Genomic DNA, 18,857 nt, shown 5'->3' on the forward strand with positions numbered 1-18,857 from the left:
CGCATTATGGCGTGCTTTATGGTTAATGGGTGTGTGGGTTTGGTCATTTCGTGGTTAGGTTGCAACAAGATTGACGCGGTTGTGGCTGTTGCACAACGATTCATGCCAATGCCAGAAAGTAAGTTGAGAAAGCAGTGCGGCGAAGACCGTATGTTTGATACAGCGAGATGCGCCAACATACTTAGATGGTTTTCCAGATGGGTATCAGCCCAGCGGCACGGTTTCGATGTCGCCGAGGCTGCGGCCAAGGAAACGCTCACCGATGCTGTTGAAGCGCAGCGGGATGTCGCTGACGCAATAACGGTAGCGGGTGGGCTGGCCGTCGTCGTGACGCAGCAGGTCGGCAGCGGCGAGCGCTTGCGCGGTGCTTGCAGCGGTGGTCGCGGCGGAATCAACCAGGGTAAGGTGCGGCGCTTCACTGCGCAGCAGCGGTTTAAGCAACGGGTAGTGGGTGCAGCCGAGGACGAGGGTGTCGGCGTCGTCGGCGAGGATGGGTTTCAGGTATTCGCGCACGGTGAGGCGGGTCACATCGTGATCGAGCCAGCCTTCTTCCACGAGCGGCACGAGTAGCGGGCAGGCTTGCGATTGCACACGCGCGGCGGGGTTTTGCGCATGGATGGCGCGGGCGTAGGCGTTGCTGTTGACGGTGGTGTTGGTGGCAATCACGGCGATGTGGCTGTTTTTACTGGTGGCAAGCGCTGCTTTGGCACCGGCGGCGATAACGTCGATGACGGGCATTCCGCCCGCCTGGGCGCGGATGGAGTCGCCCGCGACGGCGGCGATGGTGTTGCAGGCAATCACCAGCGCCTTGACGCGCTGTGCGAGGAGGAAAGAGACAATTTGCGCGCTGTAGTTTTCGATGGTCGCGCGCGATTTGACGCCGTAGGGAACGCGGGCGGTGTCGCCGTAGTAGATGAGGTGTTCGAGCGGCAGGCGTTCCATCAGGGCGCGGACGACGGTGAGGCCGCCGACGCCGCTGTCAAAGACGCCAATGGGCAGGTTGCGGGAATCATTCATGACAAGAAAAGACCGAAAGAGGCAAGCAATGGCGGGATGGCCTGAATGCAGGCGGCGCGGCGTTTATCCGGGGCAGTGCAGGACAAATACGCCCCGGCGACCGGCATCGTGGCGAGCGGGGTCGCCATGATGCTAAGGGCCAGCACGGGTGACACCCCCGCACAAGACAACACGATGCCGCCGCTCACACCGATGGCCAGCATCAAATTATAAATAACGAGGTTGCGGAAGGGCACGCGCAAGGTCGGTAGCTCAGTAGGCGACACGCCAAACGTGCGACAGAAACGGGCGCTGCCATAGGCGGGGTATTCGAGATAGAAAATGTAGTAGTGGATGGCGGCGGCAAGCGCGGCGCAGATCAGGGAAATGCTGTGCATGGTGTTTGGGGTCAGGTAAGGCTTTCTCTCAGGGTTTCCAGGTGGAGCGGCAGGCGCTGGGCGGCGAAATAGGCGAGGTAATCGGTGCGACTGCGGAAGTGGCTGTCTTTCTGTGCGAGGTAGTGGCGGATGTCCGCTGCCATGTCGCGATCGGCACAGCGACGCGGTCGCTTCTTCGCCAGATGGTGCAGGGTGTCCGTCGCATCAAAGCCGAAGGTGATTTCGGCGTCCAGACTGTAATAGGTATCCGAACCGCCGCTGTGACGCGCCGTCCACAACAGCGGGATATCGCGGCGGTGCAGGTGGCGATAAAGCAGATAAGTGAGGACGGCCACGGCGTCACGGATGTCCCAGCTGAGGCCGAGTGTGTAACTGCGCTGCGTTTCGCGCAGCAGTTGGCGCAGCAGTTGGCGCAGGAGTGGGCGGTCGGCGGCGGTATTGTCGGCAGCAAGAGCGAGGATGAGCAGGGTGCGGCGGCGGTAGTTACGGTCGCGGCCAAAGGAGGGGCGCAGGCGGAAGAGCGACGGCAAGCGGCGTTGGCGCCGGTGATGGCGGGTGCGCATGAAGGCGTCCACTTGTTGCGCTTCGCGCGGTGGTGGTAATTGCAGGAAAGGGGTCATGGTTTATCCGGTGCTTTCTGGGCGATAACCATCGCGGCAAAGAGCAGGGCGCAACCGGTCAGCATCAACGGGGTCACGGTTTCATCCAGCCACAGCCAGCCGGCGAGCAGGGCGAAGACGCTTTCCAGCGAAAGGATGATAGCAGCGGGGGTGGCGGCGACACTGCGCTGCCCCCAGGCTTGCAGGAAAAAGGCGAGGCCGGAGGAGACAACGCCCGCATAGAAGATGTCCCAGCGGCTGTAATAGAGCCGGGCGGGATCAAGCAGGGCGGGGATGCCGTCGCTCGTGATGGCGATGGGGAGGGCAATCAGGGCGGCAACACCCATTTGTGCGGCGGTGAGGGCGAGGGCATCGCTACGGCGCACGGCGATACCGGTATAGATGACGTACAGCGCCCAGATGCAGGCGCAGGCCAGAGTAACGCTATCGCCGATATTCCAGCTGAGTGCCTTGTCGTCACTTTGAATGCCGGCGAGACAGCAGATGCCGGCAAAGACGAGGATGATGGCGGTCAGCAGGTACTTGTGCAGGCGTTCCCCTGTGACGAGGCCGAGCAAAGGCACGAGGACGACATAGAGGCTGGTGATGAAGCCGGCCTTGCCGGCGGTGGTGTGGGCGAGACCCCATTGCTGGCTGTACATGCCGAGATACAGCAGGATGCCGCAGACGATACCGTCGCGTGCCCAGTGGCCCCAGGCAGGCTGGCGGCGCAGGGCGAAGAAGAAGGCAAGGAAGGCGGTGGAGACGGGCAGACGCCAAGCGGTGAAAAGCGTAGCGGAGACGACGGCGGCGCTGTGACGCTGGAAGATAAAGGTGCTGCCGAAAAGGGCAGCGGTGACGAGCAGGGCGAAGTGGCCACGATGGAAAGAGAGACGGTTCATGCGGGACGGGGTTGTTCAAAAACATATTGCAGGCCTTTCAGCCCGGGATAGGTGCGGCCAGTGTCGTGGAAACCGCAGCGCAGATACAGGCGCTGTGCGGCGACATTGGCATGGTGGACACCGAGGACGATGCGGCGGATAGCCGGAATGCGACGGTTGATATAAGCCCATAGCAGGGGTGGGGCAAGCGCCGCAGCGGCGAAGCCTTGCCCTTGCCACGCGGGATGAATGGACATCGAACGCAGCAACAGGGCGTACGGGTCGTCGCTGTAATCCGCCTTGTCCGCACCGGTATCGAGAATGAAAAAGCCGATCGGAACGGCGTTGGCAAGAATACTGACGGGGTATTGCCCGCTGCGAAAGCTGCCAGCGGCGAACCATTCCTGCGGCGCACGGGTGTAGTCGTCCTGCGTAAGCGGCAGGCGGTAAGCGAGGGCGGCATGGTGTGCGGCGGTGCAGGGAGTGAGGGTGATGCGGGACATATAGCAGCCGTGCAGAAATTCTGCGGGCATTGTATAGCCTCCCCGCCCCGGTCATGAACGTATAGTCGTTTCAAATAGAGCTGATGCGGTATTAGCTCGCCTGGCCGAGCCCCATAAAAATCACTATGCGATTTATATGGGAACCCGCCGCCGTACTATTTGTACTGTTTTCGGCTCGCCATCTTGTCTCAGTCCTGTTTGAAACGACTATATCGTCGTCGGTACAGGTTTCGCGGTGCCCCGCTTACAATGACCAGCGGACATATTTTTGGGAAAGGAACGGCAATGGGCGGCACAGAGCAGGACGGGCAGGGCGGTCGTCCGTCAGCGGGCATCATGACCGGGCAGCGTGCTGCGGTCGCCCCGCTGGATGCGACGCTGCTGGCCGTTGCAGGCGGCATCCTGTTCGCCTGGTGGCTACCCTTGTCGCTGTGGAGCCTGCCCTGCGCCCTGGTGCTGCTGGCCCACCGTCTGACCCGATACCCCGCCATCGCCTTACTTGCCGCCCTATGGACACTGTCGCCGTGGCAATTCACGGCGCCGCTGCCGGCGGTGGTAGATTGCCGCGCCACCTTTTATATCGCCGACTTCCCGACGCGCGGCTACCCGGTCGGCAGCCGCTTCGTGCTGGTGACGCGGCAAGCAGGTGATTGTCCGCTCAAGCCCGGCGACCGCCTGAGCGGAGCCGATTTCTCCCGCCGCACCTACCGTCTCGGCGAAGTGCTGCACGCGCAAGTGCGCCTGAAACCCGGCGACGGCAGCCGGTTTGCGCAACAGGCGCGGCTGCGCGGGCGGGCAACAGTGCGCACGGTCGTGCCGCTGAACGAAAGTGCACCGTGGACCGTGCGGCAGCGTGCCGCCCTGGCTTCCCGTATTGACGCCGTCTTCCCCGCCGCGCAGCGCGCGTGGCTACGCGCCCTCATCATCGGCGACCGCAGCGGGCTGGATGCCGAAGCACAAAACCGCCTGCGCCGCAGCGGCACCTCGCACCTCATCGCCATCTCCGGCCTGCATCTGGCGCTCATCGCTGGGCTCATCTACCTCCTCCTGCGCCACCTGACTGCCGCTCTTCCGCCACGCTGGCGGGGCGGCGTGCAGCCGCACACCATCGCCCTGCACGCGACCCTACTGTGCGCCCTCACCTACGCCCTCCTGACCGGGGCGGCGGCGCCGGTACTGCGCGCCTGGCTGATGCTCGCCGTGCTGACACTGTGCTGGCACTGGCCGGGGCTGGGCGGCGGACGGCAGGCGCTCAAACTCGCTACACTTGCTATCCTGCTCGCGAACCCGTGGCAACTTGGCGCGGCAGGTGCGTGGCTGTCGTTCGCAGCGGTGGCGGTCATCCTTTACAGCGCACCACTATGGCGGCAACTGCGCCCGCTGTGGCAGTGGCTGGTGTTGCAGGCACTGATCACGCTGGCATTGCTGCCGATTAGCTGGGCACTGTTCGGCGGCATCAGCCTCGTGTCGCTCGCGGCCAACCTGGTGCTGATCCCGTGGCTGGCGCCGGTGCTGGCGGCTTCCCTGCTGGCGCTCTTCTGCCCGCCGCTCGCCCCGGCAGCGTCGTGGCTGCTGGATACCTTCCTGCACGCGCTGGCAGGCTTTGCCGCACCCGCTTGGGCGTACTGGCAACCCGCCTTCCAGCCGGGTACCGCTGCTGCCCTGTGTGCGACGGTGGCCGTCCTCTGCGCGCTTGCCCGCCTGCGCGGGTGCGAATTCCCGCTGCAAACGGAGACCGTTGCATCGCCGTGGCCGCAGCGACTACTGACCCTGCCGCTTGCCTGGGCGGCACTCGCCCTCGGCATCAGCCTCGCCGCTGTTCTCCTGCCGCCGCCCGATTACCATGCACCGAACGGCAGCGCCGTGTACTACCACGGCGGCAAAACCCTGGTGGTGAACGCGGGACTGCGCCATCGCAACCTGGGGCGTGATGACGCCGCACGCTACCTGCTGCCGGAACTGCGACGGCACGCGCGCCGCCCCGATGCCATCGTCCTCACCGGCAAAGGCCTGCGCCAGACCTCGGCGCTGATTACCCTGCTCGCTGCCTACCCGCAGACGCCGGTATACAGCACCCTGCCGCTGCCCAACCTGCCCTTTGCCGTCACCTATTGCCCAGCGGACAACGCCGCGGGGCTGGTATTCACCAAGACCGCAACAGGCTGCACCGCCCGCTTCGGCGAGGTGGTTTTACCCTGAAACAACGTCGCTTGGCGCATGCACCCGATGCGAGTAAGAAAAACCCTCCCCTGCCTTGGGCGGAGGAGGGTTTGGCTAAACCGCGACAGCAATAAATCCCGATAACCACGTCACCTATGAGGTGTCGGGACAGAGGATCTTGCTGGGCAGCGAGTTTTTAGGGTTTATTATCATTCGGCAGAGCGGTGGATTTTTGTTCAAATCCCGCCTCTGCCGTTCTCATTTTGATAAATCCGGCTACGCAAGCCGGATATCAGGAGCTCCTAGAAGGTCTTGGTAAAGTCCATATAGACTTTGCTGGTGTCGTAGCTATAGAAGCGGTTATTGCTGTCAATTTTGCTGTACGAGAAGACAAGGCGCGGGGTGATGCCGAAGAAGTGGACACCACGATGCCAAACGGACAGGTTAGCGTTGTATTCTTTGTCTTCGCGGTCAATGTTGAAGAAATCCTCGCTTTTGGCGTAGCGTTTACCGTAGCTGCCCATCAGGCGGGTGGAAACGCCTTTGCCCCATTCCTGTCCCCAGCCGAGACGGGTATTGAAGCGGTCATAAGCATCGCTCGCGCTGCGTGCGCCTTTGTGACTGAGGTCAAGCCCGGCGAACCAGTATTGTTTTTGGTTTGGTGAGTACATCAGGGTATTGTTCAAGCTGATGCGTCTGCCGTCCAGGTAGTCATAGAGTTTGACGTATTTGTCGTAGCTGAATTCGGCATTGGTTTGCAGGCGCCATTTCGGCGTCATCCAGTAGGTGTTGGAGACACTCAAGCCAGCGCTGTTGGAATAGGCATGCAGTTTGTCGTCGCCGTTGCTGCCGCGTCCATAGAGGCGTTTTTGCACGAACGGGGTGATTTCCAGGTCGATTTTGTTGTTGCGGAACCCACCACCAGCAGCCACGCGTGCGGTCACATCGTTATAACTTTTTTTATTGAAGTAGTAGGTGCCGCTCAGTGAACCGTGCAGTGAGCTGTAGTAGTTGTCGGTGAGCGACCATTTTTTATCTGCATCGAAGCTGTAGCTGATACCGTTGGCTTTTTCCTGCTCACGGCTGCTTTCGAGGGAACGGCCGTTGCCGAGTTGGATGCGTGTGCCTTTCGGGGCGACGTTGTTGACGTTGTTATCGTGAATGTAGCTCAGGCTACCGCTGAAAGACCAAGAATCACCGCGATCAATAGCGGCAATGAAATTGTCCAGGGTTTTGCGATCGGCTTCAGAAATGTTGCTGCTGCGCAGTTTTTGTAGTTGTTCTTTAGCGGCGATCAATTCGTTGTTGCGATAGAGCGCGAGTGCGGTCTGGAAACGCAGGATCCGGTTGTCCGGCAGGTTGGCGATGAGTTTGCGGTAAAGAGTGACGGCTTCGGCAGTACGGCCATCGTTCATCGCAATGATGGCATTGCCCCAGTCGATGAGGGAATCATCACGGCGACTAGCGTCGACTTTGGCATATAGCGGCAGTAGTACTTTCAGGCCTTCGACTTCGTTGAGACGAATAGCTTCAACCAGGAGTTTTTCCAATTCTTCCGGGTTATTGATGAGTTCTTCGGGCGTGTAAACGACGTCTCCTTTAGCGGCTTGGGCATCACTCGGCAGGGTAGTAGGAGCAGTCGCCTTGACAGCAGGCAATTTCGGCAGGCGTGCGTTTTTGCCAACGTTATCTTCGGATAGGCGATCATTGCCTCGGTCAATGTCTACCGGAAGGGCGCGTGGCGGCGGGGGCGCGTTCTGCGCAACAGCGGATAGAGCGGTGAGAAGGATGCTGGAGACGAGGGTGAGTTGCAGGGTCATTGTGGTTTTTGTGGCCATGTCGATATTCCTATGTAGGCAATGCGAAACGCGGCATTATGTTTCAATTCATAGGACCTACACAAGGGCACCATCGCGCGCGCAGCCTTTTAGCAACGCTTCCTGCTCTTTGTGGCCCGAGACCTGTGTACTCGGTTTTAGAAACGGATTTTCGTGACAAAAACGGTAGATTCGAAGGAAAAGTACAGCAAGATTGGAGTCCCTGCGAACCTCTTTAACGAGGCAGTTGCCAATATTTCAGCAAAGAATCGCAGCATTAACGGAAAGTGTAGACAAAACACCCAAAACATGACTAAGGCGTTATAATTGCGTGGCTGAAAGTTCATACTTAAGACTCTTTGGAACCCGAATGCGCATTTTGTAAGGGAAGAGAGTCGCTTGGGATTGGCGGCGTCTGCAGCCAAAACAGGGCAACACGAAATCTAAAGTGAGCTCTGCTGTTGAAACCCAATAACGGACAGCGCAAAACGAACCTCTGCGTCGCTCGCAGACGTTCAAACCGAAACCCGTAACAATCCGGGATACCCCTAATCGAATGGAAGGACACAATGAAACTAAACAACTTGACTATCGCCGTCCTCATCGCTCTCGGTACCGCCGCTTGCGGTGGCAGCGATGATGCGACTACGCCGCCGCCTCACGTTGATCCGACGCCGGCTCCAACCCCGCAGCCGGATAATAACAATAACCAGGCCGGGCGCGACGACAAAGGTGTGGTTGACCCCACCGATACCCATGTGGTTGATAACCGCGACCTCAGCAAAGAAAGCACCGTCGGCGGGCTGCAATACATCCGCCGTGATGGCTCAGGATACGATCGCGCTAACAACCCCGAACAAATGGCATCCGCCACACCGCTTCTTGGCGTTTCCCTGAACGAACAGAACCCGAAACTGACCAACATCGTCCTTGCACGCCGAGACCTCGACTATAAAGATGGTGAAGCCGTCCGTGCCCAATTTGCAGGTGGCACCGATGTTGAGCCGCTAACCGCTGCAGGCAAGCCGCGTGAAGACGACAGCTTGCAGGTAGAAAACTTCAAAAACGTGGATGTCCTCGCAGGGGCGTTCAAACAAGTAGGTTCAGCTAAATTCAGTGACCCGAATAACCGTCTTGATGGCACCACTCATAACATCGACACTCATATCCAAAACAACACTGATAAAGACGGCGAATTTACCCGTGAACGGGTCACCCACGTCTTTACCCCGCGTTACGAATACCGCCAGCCCTATGTCGATTACCCCCATGCTGCAGATCCAGCGCAACGCGGCATAGAACACGTAGCAAATCAAGGCGGGCCGGTAGGGACAAGTTTTACTAAACCACCAGCACCGCCACTGTTTAACAACCCCTATAAAGCCACCACAAATCAGGTTGGTACACTTCGAGCTCTGGAAGACCGATTGGCAAATAGGGGCAATAACCCGGAATGGACAAACTGGGCGACAAGGAATGACAATGACAATTCCCGCCACGTTGCCAACATCGGTACCAATAAAGATTATGTCTCCGGGGAGATTTATAACGATTCCGACCGCTATGGCAGTTTTAAGCAAGGTGAAGACGACAGCCCGACGGATGCCAGTGGACATCGCCCGGCCACCGAATGGCGTAATGACGGCGCTACACCCGCAGACCCAAGCCATAACGATCGCGATGATGCGTCATTCCGATATACCGATGACCCGACCTTACAAGCCACCGGTGGACCAACCGGTAGGGCAAGAAAAAGCAATCTGGTGGATTGGAATGGTGCAAGAGTAAGTTATAAAGCTGACTCGGGTGCCTATAGCAACGGCTACCGCCAAGGACATAAAGGCATGGGCGCCAACGGGCCAGAGAATAGTCTAGGCGTGGACTCTAATTATCGTAAGCCTTATCCCAATGGCGCTTACCCTAAATATCCAAAAGGACTGTTTGCCTATCCGAACAGACCCTATGACGAAGCAAACAATAATGCCATCGATACCCTCATAAACGGGCCGAATACCAACCCGATGGATCACGAACATATCTATCTGGAACGCGAAGAATACACCGCTATTCGGCAGCATAAAGGCCTTCGCCCGCTGGTGAATCCCGTACCGAACGAATGGGATTGGACGCTGAAACAAGTGTGGGGGGTTACCTACAACATAGATGTTCAGCGGAGGAGTTGGCAGTGGATACCAACAGGCCCTGCTACTGGCCACTATGACTGGGTAAATGTCGGTAGCCCCACCACCGTCTACGAAGCAACACCGCTGTCTGAAGAAGTAAAACCAGCTGTCGAAGACAATGCGCATACCGGCATCACAGCAAACGGATCCGTGCCAAACCTCAATGCAAATAAGAGATTGACAGACGGTACTACTGTATGTGATGGCGGGGCAACCTTATGCTCGCTCCATTCAGGTGGTGAGAATGTAGGTTGGGTCAAGCACCTCATCAGCGCCGAATGGATTAAACCGGAGAACCTAGGCGGTGGCCAGCGCGGTGAATTCCGTGGTAATCCTTATATCGGCTGGAAAGAAGACGACCGCGTCGTCCGTTTTGCCGATGAGCGCATCTGGAAGCCTGGTGCCCCAGGCTACAAGCACGAATACGAAAACAAATATGGCGCTAATCTGATCTGGTGGAGTACCCAGGACAGCGCCTTCGAAAACTGGGCAACCAGCGAAGGTTGGAATCCGCGTGCACGTCGTGTCGATATCAATACCGATTACAGCGAATGCGGCACCGTCGGTACCGGTTGCGGTGAAGGCACCGAAGATTTGGTATGGGGTAAAAATACTGTACCTCACGGCACGAACGCGCGCGATCGTGACGTGGAAATTCAGCCGACCGGCGATATCACCAACGGTTTGATTCGTATCGGTGGCTATCGCGAACATGGCGAAGCCCAGCCGAAAGAAATGGCTACCCTCGGCGAAGAGCTGAAATTCGACGGCGCACGCTGGAAAGATCATCACAAGACCAGCACCCGTATCTTTGGCCATTATCACCTTGCTTACGCCGACCAGGATGATCGTGCCGTCAAGGCAATGAGCATGAACAGCTATTCGGGTGCCCGCTCATTTGTCTCCCAAGTGGAAAGCACATTGGTAACGCCGGTGCAAGGCTATTACGCGGATCTGGACAGTAAGCCGACCCAATACAGCATTGGCGCGAAGCCGATTACCCTGCAAAAAGTGCAATATGGCCGGGTAACCACCAATCTGGATCTCACCGCGAACGGTACCAAACTCTTGCCGAACGGCTTCCTGCGTGCACCGTTTGAGAAGAAAGGCACGGGCGACAGCGTTGATAACTACTTCTTCCGTGGTGTGGATGAAACCACCATTGAACAAATGAAGGCTTTGCCGTCCAACCAGGTCGCACGCTACGAAGGTCATGCGTTGATGTATGGCATCGATAACAGCTTCCACGGTATCCGTACCACTCATAGCCAAAAAGACCTGCCGAATGCCTTCGATGGTGGTGGCAGAAATGACGCTACAGGACATACCCTTGGTTTGGGTAACTTCGTTGAAGCAGACGTGAACTTCGGCACCAAGAAAGTCGTCGGCGATGTCTATAACGCTTGGTTGGAGCAGCTGGATAAACCCAACGTGTATAAAGACAAACTCGTCACCTTTAGCGGGGATGTTATCGGCAATACCGTCATCGGCACCGCCGACCGCACCTACGCCCCCGGCAACGATGAGGCAGACTTCCGTGCCGCCTTCTTCGGCAGCCAGGCTGATGAAATGGGCGGAAGCTTCAACTCTGTGAAAGCGACCAATAAATATGGTTCTGCTTACGAAGTTGGTGATTGGGGTGGCGTATTTGGCGCTGTCAAAGTCGGCACCAACACCTTCCAGGGTGATGATGGAGCTAACAACTACGGCGGAGGTAGTGGTAGTGCCCCGGCACAAACTTCCAACGTCGCCGATCGTTATGCACCGTAATGCGACACCGTCGTAATACCCCCATAAAAACAGCCGCCTACGGGCGGCTGTTTTTATGGACGCTTTTTACCGCCAAGCGGCGTAACACTGGGTTTGCCAAGCGGCGTAACACTGGGGCTGCCAAGCGGAATTATTCATGCCGTATTTTTACTAGCCACCTTGGCGGTGGCGGTTTCCCTTATGGTTGTCCATGCTGTAGTGGACGGAATGCACGATCGTGCATCAGCCTGCTTTCTGCATCCGCTGCTTGATGTCATGCTCGATCCAGATGCCGGCGATGAGCGAGAGCAGGGCGGTCGCGCTGTACCAGTAGATACCGCTGTGGATTTGTACTTCAACCAGCCAGCCGAGTTTCATGATCATCAGCATTTGTGCGACGACGAAGACATCCAGCATGGAGAATTTGCCGATTTTGCCCAGCCAGTGCTGCCAGTGAGCGAGCGCTGCTGGGATAGGCGGGTAGTAGTAGAGATACGCTGCCATCACCGCGTATTTGCCGAGCGGGAAGATGACACTGAAGCCGAGCAGTAGCAGGCCGAGGCCGAAGGTTTTGTCGGCCAGTAGTGCGCCGATGCCGGAGAGGACGGTGAAGGTGTTTTTGACGAGGACGAGTTTTTTCACGGTCATCATCGGCAGGGTGATGCCGGGGATGAGGGTGAGGAGGCCGAGGGCAACGAAGATGGCGAGGATGAGGCGGCGGTGGTGATGTGTCATGCGATATCGAGCGGGGCGGTGAGGGCGGTGTTATGCAGGCGGTAGCGGTGGCGGCGGCAGTAGTCTAGCCATTCGGCCAGCGCACGATTGTGAGCAAGTTTGGCGGCGCGCAGTTCGCGTAGTGGCAAGTTGAGCTCAAGCCGCGCTTCGGCGAGGCGGGCATCGTGATAGACACGGATGCAGTAGTTGGGGGCGAAGCGGCGTCGTGTTTTATGCGGGTAGTAGTGGCCGAGCTGCCAGTCGCTGGTGTAAGGGCTTTGGCTGAGGCAGCACAGGTAGGCGGCGGGGCGGCCGGAAGCGTGCAGGGCGTACCAGTCGTCATCCGGCGGCGGTTCGGGCAGGATAAGGCGGAAGAGGCAGTAGTTGTGTTCGTAGAGGGTTTGCAGGGTCAGGTCGTCCCGGCGCAGGATGCGTGAGGTGTGCATGGTCGTGTGTTGTGTAAAAGGCGCGGCATTGTCGGGATTATCGTGACTGCACGCAAGCCCGCAGCCTTTGCTAGAATGCGGCTTCCACTTTTTTCTGTAAGGATTTTTATGTCTTGGCACACGTTGATTAAGGATATTCCCGATTATCCGAAAGCCGGCATTATTTTCAAGGACATCACTCCGCTGCTTGCCGACGGCCCCGGTTTTTCGGCGGCGATTGAGGAGATGGCGCAGTTTTGCGAAGAGGCGGGACATCGCCCCGATGTGCTCGCTTGTCCGGAAGCGCGCGGTTTTATTTTTGCCGCCGCCCTCGCGCAACGTCTGGGGATTGGTTTTATCCCGCTACGCAAGCCGGGCAAGTTGCCGCGTGAGGTCAGCCGTATTACGTTTGATCTTGAATATGGGCAGGATACCCTTGAAGTTCACAAGGATGACGTCAAATCAGGGGTACGGGTAATGATGGTTGATGATGTGCTTGCTACGGGCGGCACCATGGTCGCCTGTATTGAGCTGCTGCGCAGCCTGGGTGCCGAGGTTATCGGTGCGGCATTTTTGATGGAAATCGAAGCGCTGCGCGGTCGCGACAAACTGCGGGATATCGCCGTCTGTTCGCTGGTCAAATGTTAAGCCCTCTGCCCTTTACTTTCCCCCGTTCTTCCCCCACAATCTTTTTTGTTTTCAACCTTCAACCTATCAGGAGTCCTCATGAACCACATGACCCCCCGTACTATTGAAACCATCTCGCAAGATGGCATCCTCGCGCGCAACAAGGTGCTGCGCCAAACCTACATCCTGCTCGGCATGAACGTGCTGTTCAGCGCGCTGTGTGCTTATGCTGGCATGTTGATGAACATCGGCCGTATCAATCCGCTTATTGCCATCGTCGCTTTGGTTGGTCTCTCCATTGCTATTCGTGCCAACCGTACCAACGGTCTCGGTATCGTGTTGCTCTTTGCCCTGACCGGCTTCCTCGGTCTCTATATCGCCAATGTTCTGAACCTGTTTGTCGCCTACGGCATGGGCAGCGTGGTGGTGAAAGCGCTGGTCGGCACTGGCATCATCTTCTTCGGTCTGTCCGCCTATGTGCTCTTTACCGGCACCAACTTCACCTTCCTCGGCGCCTTCCTCTTCACGGGTCTGCTCGTCGCTTTCCTCGCTGGCCTTGGCGCTATGTTCTTTAACATGACTGCGCTCAGTGTCGCTGTTTCTGCCGCTTTCCTCGTCATTTTCTCCGGCTTCGTCCTCTATGACACCAGCCGCATCATCGAAGGCGAAGAAACCAACTACATCTCGGCGACACTGGAACTCTTCCTGGATATCTTCAATATCTTTGTCAGCCTGTTGAACATCCTCAGCGCCTTCAACCGCAACTAATCTTTCTCCCTCAACCGTCCGGCATCTTCACGGGTGCCGGATTTTTTGACCCTGCAATATGTTGCACCGCGAACTGCTCGTCTGCCCCTACTGCGACGCCCTCTATCAGCGTAAAGCCCTGCGTCCCGGCGAAAATGCCTACTGCACCGACTGCGGCAGCAAAATTGATGACGGCCTCGCCGATTTCCGCAAAGCCTTTATCTACGCGCTGACGGCGCTCATTCTTTTCATCGTCGCTAATAGTTTTCCCTTCATCACGCTCAGCATGGGCGGGGACGCGACCACCATTTCCGTTTTTTCCAGCATCAAGGCGCTGTTTGATAACGATCTGCACGTCCTCGGCGTCATTGTCTGCATGCTCATTATCGTCATGCCGCTGTGGTATCTGCTTGCCGTGCTATGGGTCATCGTCAGCTTCCGTTACCGCTTCCTGAACGACATCTCGCACAATTTCCTGCACTGGATGACGCACATGGCGCCGTGGAATATGCTTGAAGTCTATCTCATCGGCGTCATCGTCACCCTCGTCAAAATCCTGCAACTCGCCAGTGTCACCTTCGAACCGGGATTTTGGGCATTTTGCGCGCTGATGTTCTGCTCCGTTTTCGTCACCCTCAGCTTTGACCTGAGCGATGCCGTCTTCCTCGCTTACGAACCGGAAGAAAACCGCCATGACTATGACTACTGACAACACCGCGAGCGCGCACAACCTCCTCCTCTGCCTTGACTGTGCCACCGTTACCACCGCGCCCGCCACACGCTGCCCGCACTGCCACGGCCACCTGCACCGCCGCAAACCCGCGAGTTACAGCCGCACCTGGGCTTACCTCGCGACCGCCATCATCCTCTTCTTCCCCGCCAACCTGCTGCCGATTACCAACACCACCTACCTCACCCAGCCGCCGCAGGCCGATACCATCATGAGCAGCATCGCCCTGCTCTGGCACCACGGTTCCTACGGCATCGCGCTGGTCATCTTCCTTGCCAGCGTCTTTACCCCCTTCTTCAAAATTGCCGTGCTGCTCTACCTTCTTTCAGGACAAACCCCGCGCCGTCCACCGCGCCTGCAAACCCGTCTCTACCGCTTCATCCACTTCGTTGGCCGCTGGTCGATGATTGACGTCTTCGTCGTCGCCCTGCTTGGCGCCCTGGTGCATGGCCGCTTCGCACAAATCAACCCTGCGCCTGGCATCTTCGCCTTTGCTGCCGTCGTTATCTTCACCATGCTGGCGACCGAAACCTACGACATCCGCCTCCTTTGGGACAACTACCGGAAACAACCATGCAAGAACCCGAAATCGCCCGTAACCGACTGAGCTACCTTTGGATCCTGCCCGTCATCGCCCTCGGCATCGGTCTGTGGCTCGCCTACTCGCACCTCAGCCAAATCGGCCCCGTCATCCGCATCGCCTTCACCAGCGCCGAAGGACTGGACGCGGGCAAAACCAAAATCCGCTACAAAGACCTCGAAGTTGGCACCATCACCCGCATCGACCTCTCGCACGACCTCAAACAAATCATCGTAACCGCGCAAATGCAGCGCACCGCTGAAGCGCTCTTGAAAAAAGACAGCCAGTTCTGGGTCGTTAAACCGCAAATCAGCACCGGCGGCATCACCGGCCTCGGCACCCTCATCTCCGGCAACTACATCGCCGTCAGTCCGGGCAAAGAAGAAGAGCGCGCCAACTACTTTGTCGCCCTCGAAGAAGCGCCGCAAATCCAGAATGACGAAGAAGGCCTGCGCATCCGCCTCAAAACCGACAGCACCGAAGGCATCAACGTCGGCACCGCCATCTACTACCGGGGCATCAGCGTCGGACAAATCGAACAAATCCATTTCAGCGAGCGCTACGACCACATCACCCTCACCGCCTTCATCCATGCGCCTTACGACAAACTCATCACCACCAACACCCGTTTCTGGAACGTGAGCGGCATCACCTTCAACATGGGGGCAAACGGTGCCAACATCGAAATGCAGTCCCTGGAAACCCTGATACGCGGCGGCATCACCTTCAGCACCCCGACCACTCTTAACACCAACGATACTCCCGCAGAAGACGGCGCGGCCTACACGCTCTACCCGAACGAGCGCGCTACCACCGAGCGTACCGGCTTCCGCAAAGAGTACTACGTCGTCTATTTCGACGACACGCGCGGCCTGAATCCCGGCGCGGCCATCTACTTCAGCGGTATCGTCATCGGCGCCGTCGTTGAAGTCCACCTGCTTTACGACGAAAAAACCAACAAAGCCGCCGTGCCCGTACTCATCGAAATCGAGCCGGAACGCATCGAACGCGTCAACAAACCGGAAGGCAGCGAAAACCGCAACATCATCGCCGAACTCGTCAAAGGCGGCCTGCAAGCGACACTGGACAACGGCAACCTTATCACCGGCGAAAAAATCATCACCCTGAACCAGTACCCGGACGAAAAAGGCGGCTTCCGTAAAGACGCCTACAGCAACTACCTTGTCCTGCCCTCACGCCCCGGCGGCATCAGCAAACTCACCGATGACCTTGGCGCCATCGTTGCCACCGTCAAAAAACTGCCGCTGGAAGAAATCGGCGAAAACGCCAAAGACGCCACTGCCGCGCTGAAAAAAGCGCTCGATACCCAGGCGGTGAAAGACCTCGGCACGAGCCTCGATAAAACCCTGAAACAACTCGATCGTACCTTGGCCAGCGTACAAAAAGCGGGCGACAGCACCGACCGCGCCCTCAAACAATTTGACCAGCAACTGAAAACCCTTGGCAAACAGCTGGAAAAAACCCTGTACGGCATCGGTCCGGAAAGCAACCTCTACTACACCCTGCAAGAAACCCTGAAAACCGTCCAGCAAAGCATGAAAAGCATCAACGGCGTCATGCGCAAAATCGACGACAAACCAAACGTCCTCATCATGGGAGAATAAACATGCGCCACACCCTGCTCATTACCCTCGCCCTGCTGCTTACCGCCTGCGGCGGCGTGCCGGATACCTACCACAGCCTGCGTCCGGAAATCACGGACGCCCCGCAACGCCAGGGCACTCCGACCGCCATCCGTTTCACCGAACTGCCGCCCTACTACGAAAACGAATACCTCACCTACTACGACGGCGTGGGGCGCATCACCCTCGACAAAAGCCACCACTGGATCTACCCCTTCCAGGACAACCTGCGCGACGTCTTGCGCCAGCAACTCGCGAACGCTACCGGCAATAGCCGCATCTACACCTACCCGCTCGGCGAAAACAACCGGCCGGACATCCTTATCGACCTGCAAATCCGCGAACTCATCGCCGACGTGCAGGCCAAACAATACCGCCTCAGCGCGCAGTGGCAGAACACCCGCCGCGATGGCGACAAACCGGATAACCACGAATACCGCCGCCTGATACCGCTTACCGCAACCGATCCGGACAGCCTCGTTGCTGCGACCGCCACCGCCGTGCAACAACTCACCCAGGCCATCGCCGCCAGCCTGCCACACTGAGAAATCTACCCGCCGCCAGGCGGGTTTTTATTTCCGCCGGATCCAGACTAGTGTTTACGCCGCTTGGCGGGTTCAGTGTTTATGTCGCTTGGTCCCTGAATTCTGTTGGGGCGTTGTTAGCGGTGATATCCCTATCTTTCTTTGCCTGCTGCCAGTGCAAGAGAACATCGTCAGGCGGGTTATAGTTGAATAGATAAAAAAGCGTAACAAGGCGCGCCGCCGCAGACAGTACAGGTAGTACGGCAAGGTGGCGCAACGCCGTTACGATTTTTTAGATGTTTAACTCTAGCGCTGCGGAGGCGCGGTTTGCAGGTTTTGGTAGAGGGAGAGGCTCGCCTGGTAAGCGAGGACAAGAATGACGAGCGAACCGAGGGTAATCAGTGTCAGGATGATGAGCGGGGCGATGAGGTAGTGTTTGTTGCGGATGTGGCGCAGGTGCATGCGCGCTTCGGCGTAACGATTTTGCTGGCAGAGGCGGCGTACTTCCGCACGTGCGGCGCGGTGCAGGGTTTGCCTGGCGTTTTTATAGAAGAGGGCGATGTTGGCCAGGTAGGCGTAGAGGAAAAAGAGGCCGAAGGGAACGGCAATAGCGATGAACCAGTGGTCCCAGCGGGTATCCTGCCGCTCAATCTGTTGCAGGATGACGGCGAAGATGGTGAGCAGCAGCACCTGACTGGAAAAGCTTTTGGTGAATTCGAGGTAGGCTTCTTTGACTTGCCACAGGGTGAGGCAGATGGTTTTCAGGGTGCGCCACATGGCTTAGTGTCCGGTCATGCGGGAAAAGACGTTGAGGATAACGAGGCCGGCCAGGATAAAGGCGATGCCGATGATACCGGCAGTGTCGGTTTTTTCGCCAAAGACGGCGACCCCGACGGCGGCGGTCAGCACGAGGCCGACGCCGCCCCAGATGGCGTAGGCTGCGCCGAGCGGCAGGGTTTTCAGGGTCAGCGCGAGGGCGTAGAAGGAGAGGGCGTAGCCGAGGGTCATGCCGAGAAGCGGCAGCGGGCGGGTGAAGCCGTCGCTGAGTTTTAGCATGGTGGTGGCGAAGACTTCGCAGAGAATGGCGAAAGCGAGAGTGAGCCAGTGCATGGGGTTACGGGTTGGTGGAGGGAGCAGGGCGAGGCAGCCAGGCGGTGTGCGGATTGGCGATGGCACAACCGGCAGCCAGGATTTTGTAGCCGCGCCAGAAACGGGCGATCCACAGGAGGTAGAGGCTGAGGATATAGGCGATGAGGGTGAGGGTGCTGGGGCGTGGCGGGGCGAAGACTTGTCCGGCGGGGCAGGCGATGGGGTCGAAGTAACGCAGGACGTGGTAGCCCGCGATGCCGAGAGCGATAGTCGCCAGCATCCATAGGCTGCTCGCCGCCTGGTAGCGGTAGTGGCTGGCGAGGACAGGGCTGGCGGTAACCTTGCCCGCGCGCCAGGCGAGCAGGCTGCCCACGGGGATGGTCAGCCAGCCGATGAGCGCGCCGATGAGGAAGAGGCTGTAATTATCGTGCGCGCGGCGTTGGTCCGGATCGCGGTAGTAGTCTTCTTCGGTGTAAGGAGTCATGGCGATGT

The 18,857-nt window shown here is 58.2% G+C and carries 19 protein-coding genes; 8 read left to right on the forward strand and 11 right to left on the reverse strand.

The features are described from left to right. Nucleotides 1–204: 204 nt before the first annotated feature. Genes murI through LG374_RS07515 form a run of 5 tightly spaced genes read right to left on the reverse strand, consistent with a single transcriptional unit; the run spans nucleotide 205 to nucleotide 3,407 of the window. On the reverse strand, nucleotides 205–1,017 hold the full coding sequence (gene murI, locus LG374_RS07495) for a glutamate racemase (RefSeq protein ID WP_225757104.1): 813 nt from the start codon (nucleotides 1,015–1,017) through the stop codon (nucleotides 205–207). Next, nucleotides 1,014–1,394, reverse strand: a complete 381-nt coding sequence (locus LG374_RS07500; RefSeq protein ID WP_225757105.1) for a DUF1304 domain-containing protein — start codon at nucleotides 1,392–1,394, stop codon at nucleotides 1,014–1,016. Before LG374_RS07500 ends, murI begins: the two co-directional genes overlap by 4 nt. A gap of 11 nt (nucleotides 1,395–1,405) precedes the next feature. Beyond that, nucleotides 1,406–2,014, reverse strand: coding sequence for a hypothetical protein (locus tag LG374_RS07505; RefSeq protein ID WP_225757106.1), 609 nt, complete (start codon nucleotides 2,012–2,014; stop codon nucleotides 1,406–1,408). After that, nucleotides 2,011–2,895 carry a DMT family transporter gene (locus LG374_RS07510; protein WP_225757107.1) on the reverse strand — a complete coding sequence of 295 codons (885 nt, stop codon included), beginning with the start codon at nucleotides 2,893–2,895 and terminating at the stop codon, nucleotides 2,011–2,013. Before LG374_RS07510 ends, LG374_RS07505 begins: the two co-directional genes overlap by 4 nt. Next, a complete protein-coding gene (locus LG374_RS07515) occupies nucleotides 2,892–3,407 on the reverse strand; it encodes a GNAT family N-acetyltransferase (RefSeq protein ID WP_225757108.1) in 516 nt (171 codons plus the stop codon). Before LG374_RS07515 ends, LG374_RS07510 begins: the two co-directional genes overlap by 4 nt. Nucleotides 3,408–3,662: 255 nt before the next feature. On the opposite strand from LG374_RS07515, the gene LG374_RS07520 reads away from it, so the two are divergent. Continuing rightward, a complete protein-coding gene (locus LG374_RS07520; RefSeq protein ID WP_225757109.1) occupies nucleotides 3,663–5,576 on the forward strand; it encodes a ComEC/Rec2 family competence protein in 1,914 nt (637 codons plus the stop codon). 263 nt (nucleotides 5,577–5,839) lie between these two features. Here LG374_RS07520 and LG374_RS07525 read toward each other — a convergent pair whose 3' ends face one another. Beyond that, entirely contained in the window at nucleotides 5,840–7,375 is a 1,536-nt protein-coding gene (locus LG374_RS07525; protein ID WP_225757110.1) for a surface lipoprotein assembly modifier, read from the reverse strand. A 548-nt stretch (nucleotides 7,376–7,923) separates the two neighbouring features. On the opposite strand from LG374_RS07525, the gene LG374_RS07530 reads away from it, so the two are divergent. Next, a complete protein-coding gene (locus LG374_RS07530) occupies nucleotides 7,924–11,307 on the forward strand; it encodes a transferrin-binding protein-like solute binding protein (RefSeq protein ID WP_225757111.1) in 3,384 nt (1,127 codons plus the stop codon). Nucleotides 11,308–11,529: 222 nt separating this feature from the next. Here the strand turns inward: LG374_RS07530 and LG374_RS07535 are convergent, their stop codons facing one another. After that, on the reverse strand, nucleotides 11,530–12,021 hold the full coding sequence (locus LG374_RS07535) for a paraquat-inducible protein A (RefSeq protein ID WP_225757112.1): 492 nt from the start codon (nucleotides 12,019–12,021) through the stop codon (nucleotides 11,530–11,532). After that, nucleotides 12,018–12,446, reverse strand: coding sequence for a DUF1249 domain-containing protein (locus LG374_RS07540; RefSeq protein ID WP_225757113.1), 429 nt, complete (start codon nucleotides 12,444–12,446; stop codon nucleotides 12,018–12,020). Before LG374_RS07540 ends, LG374_RS07535 begins: the two co-directional genes overlap by 4 nt. 108 nt (nucleotides 12,447–12,554) lie before the next feature. Between LG374_RS07540 and LG374_RS07545 the strand changes: the two genes are divergently transcribed. From LG374_RS07545 to LG374_RS07570, 6 genes are all read left to right on the forward strand, one after another. Continuing rightward, the gene (locus LG374_RS07545) at nucleotides 12,555–13,073 is read left to right on the forward strand and encodes an adenine phosphoribosyltransferase (protein WP_006986383.1); all 519 of its coding nucleotides are present in this window, start codon (nucleotides 12,555–12,557) and stop codon (nucleotides 13,071–13,073) included. A 78-nt stretch (nucleotides 13,074–13,151) separates the two neighbouring features. Next, nucleotides 13,152–13,820, forward strand: coding sequence for a Bax inhibitor-1 family protein (locus tag LG374_RS07550; protein WP_225757114.1), 669 nt, complete (start codon nucleotides 13,152–13,154; stop codon nucleotides 13,818–13,820). Between the two features lie 58 nt (nucleotides 13,821–13,878). After that, entirely contained in the window at nucleotides 13,879–14,508 is a 630-nt protein-coding gene (locus tag LG374_RS07555; RefSeq protein WP_225757115.1) for a paraquat-inducible protein A, read from the forward strand. Continuing rightward, a complete protein-coding gene (locus tag LG374_RS07560; protein WP_225757116.1) occupies nucleotides 14,492–15,136 on the forward strand; it encodes a paraquat-inducible protein A in 645 nt (214 codons plus the stop codon). The genes LG374_RS07555 and LG374_RS07560 overlap by 17 nt, the downstream gene beginning before the upstream one ends. After that, nucleotides 15,103–16,734 (forward strand): intermembrane transport protein PqiB, encoded by a 1,632-nt coding sequence (locus LG374_RS07565; protein WP_225757117.1) that lies wholly within the window; start codon nucleotides 15,103–15,105, stop codon nucleotides 16,732–16,734. The genes LG374_RS07560 and LG374_RS07565 overlap by 34 nt, the downstream gene beginning before the upstream one ends. Before the next feature lie 2 nt (nucleotides 16,735–16,736). Then, nucleotides 16,737–17,297 carry a membrane integrity-associated transporter subunit PqiC gene (locus LG374_RS07570; protein ID WP_225757118.1) on the forward strand — a complete coding sequence of 187 codons (561 nt, stop codon included), beginning with the start codon at nucleotides 16,737–16,739 and terminating at the stop codon, nucleotides 17,295–17,297. Nucleotides 17,298–17,582: 285 nt separating this feature from the next. On the opposite strand, the gene LG374_RS07575 is transcribed toward LG374_RS07570, so the two are convergent. The 3 genes from LG374_RS07575 to LG374_RS07585 are packed head-to-tail and all read right to left on the reverse strand — an operon-like array spanning nucleotide 17,583 to nucleotide 18,849. Beyond that, complete coding sequence (locus LG374_RS07575; protein ID WP_225757119.1) at nucleotides 17,583–18,053, reverse strand: hypothetical protein; 471 nt, start codon at nucleotides 18,051–18,053, stop codon at nucleotides 17,583–17,585. A gap of 3 nt (nucleotides 18,054–18,056) precedes the next feature. Next, complete coding sequence (locus LG374_RS07580; protein WP_225757120.1) at nucleotides 18,057–18,386, reverse strand: multidrug efflux SMR transporter; 330 nt, start codon at nucleotides 18,384–18,386, stop codon at nucleotides 18,057–18,059. Nucleotides 18,387–18,390: 4 nt separating this feature from the next. Beyond that, nucleotides 18,391–18,849 (reverse strand): hypothetical protein, encoded by a 459-nt coding sequence (locus LG374_RS07585; RefSeq protein ID WP_225757121.1) that lies wholly within the window; start codon nucleotides 18,847–18,849, stop codon nucleotides 18,391–18,393. Nucleotides 18,850–18,857 lie beyond the last annotated feature (8 nt).

Origin of the sequence: Cardiobacterium sp. Marseille-Q4385, assembly GCF_916618745.1 — a bacterium.
Lineage (GTDB): Bacteria > Pseudomonadota > Gammaproteobacteria > Cardiobacteriales > Cardiobacteriaceae > Cardiobacterium.

Excerpts from the sequence above, each read along its gene's own strand:
- murI (WP_225757104.1), bottom strand. The coding sequence starts at position 1,017 with ATGAATGATTCCCGCAACCTGCCCATTGGCGTCTTTGACAGCGGCGTC.
- LG374_RS07500 (WP_225757105.1), bottom strand. The coding sequence starts at position 1,394 with ATGCACAGCATTTCCCTGATCTGCGCCGCGCTTGCCGCCGCCATCCAC.
- LG374_RS07505 (WP_225757106.1), bottom strand. The coding sequence starts at position 2,014 with ATGACCCCTTTCCTGCAATTACCACCACCGCGCGAAGCGCAACAAGTG.
- LG374_RS07510 (WP_225757107.1), bottom strand. The coding sequence starts at position 2,895 with ATGAACCGTCTCTCTTTCCATCGTGGCCACTTCGCCCTGCTCGTCACC.
- LG374_RS07515 (WP_225757108.1), bottom strand. The coding sequence starts at position 3,407 with ATGCCCGCAGAATTTCTGCACGGCTGCTATATGTCCCGCATCACCCTC.
- LG374_RS07520 (WP_225757109.1), top strand. The coding sequence starts at position 3,663 with ATGGGCGGCACAGAGCAGGACGGGCAGGGCGGTCGTCCGTCAGCGGGC.
- LG374_RS07525 (WP_225757110.1), bottom strand. The coding sequence starts at position 7,375 with ATGGCCACAAAAACCACAATGACCCTGCAACTCACCCTCGTCTCCAGC.
- LG374_RS07530 (WP_225757111.1), top strand. The coding sequence starts at position 7,924 with ATGAAACTAAACAACTTGACTATCGCCGTCCTCATCGCTCTCGGTACC.
- LG374_RS07535 (WP_225757112.1), bottom strand. The coding sequence starts at position 12,021 with ATGACACATCACCACCGCCGCCTCATCCTCGCCATCTTCGTTGCCCTC.
- LG374_RS07540 (WP_225757113.1), bottom strand. The coding sequence starts at position 12,446 with ATGCACACCTCACGCATCCTGCGCCGGGACGACCTGACCCTGCAAACC.
- LG374_RS07545 (WP_006986383.1), top strand. The coding sequence starts at position 12,555 with ATGTCTTGGCACACGTTGATTAAGGATATTCCCGATTATCCGAAAGCC.
- LG374_RS07550 (WP_225757114.1), top strand. The coding sequence starts at position 13,152 with ATGAACCACATGACCCCCCGTACTATTGAAACCATCTCGCAAGATGGC.
- LG374_RS07555 (WP_225757115.1), top strand. The coding sequence starts at position 13,879 with ATGTTGCACCGCGAACTGCTCGTCTGCCCCTACTGCGACGCCCTCTAT.
- LG374_RS07560 (WP_225757116.1), top strand. The coding sequence starts at position 14,492 with ATGACTATGACTACTGACAACACCGCGAGCGCGCACAACCTCCTCCTC.
- LG374_RS07565 (WP_225757117.1), top strand. The coding sequence starts at position 15,103 with ATGCAAGAACCCGAAATCGCCCGTAACCGACTGAGCTACCTTTGGATC.
- LG374_RS07570 (WP_225757118.1), top strand. The coding sequence starts at position 16,737 with ATGCGCCACACCCTGCTCATTACCCTCGCCCTGCTGCTTACCGCCTGC.
- LG374_RS07575 (WP_225757119.1), bottom strand. The coding sequence starts at position 18,053 with ATGTGGCGCACCCTGAAAACCATCTGCCTCACCCTGTGGCAAGTCAAA.
- LG374_RS07580 (WP_225757120.1), bottom strand. The coding sequence starts at position 18,386 with ATGCACTGGCTCACTCTCGCTTTCGCCATTCTCTGCGAAGTCTTCGCC.
- LG374_RS07585 (WP_225757121.1), bottom strand. The coding sequence starts at position 18,849 with ATGACTCCTTACACCGAAGAAGACTACTACCGCGATCCGGACCAACGC.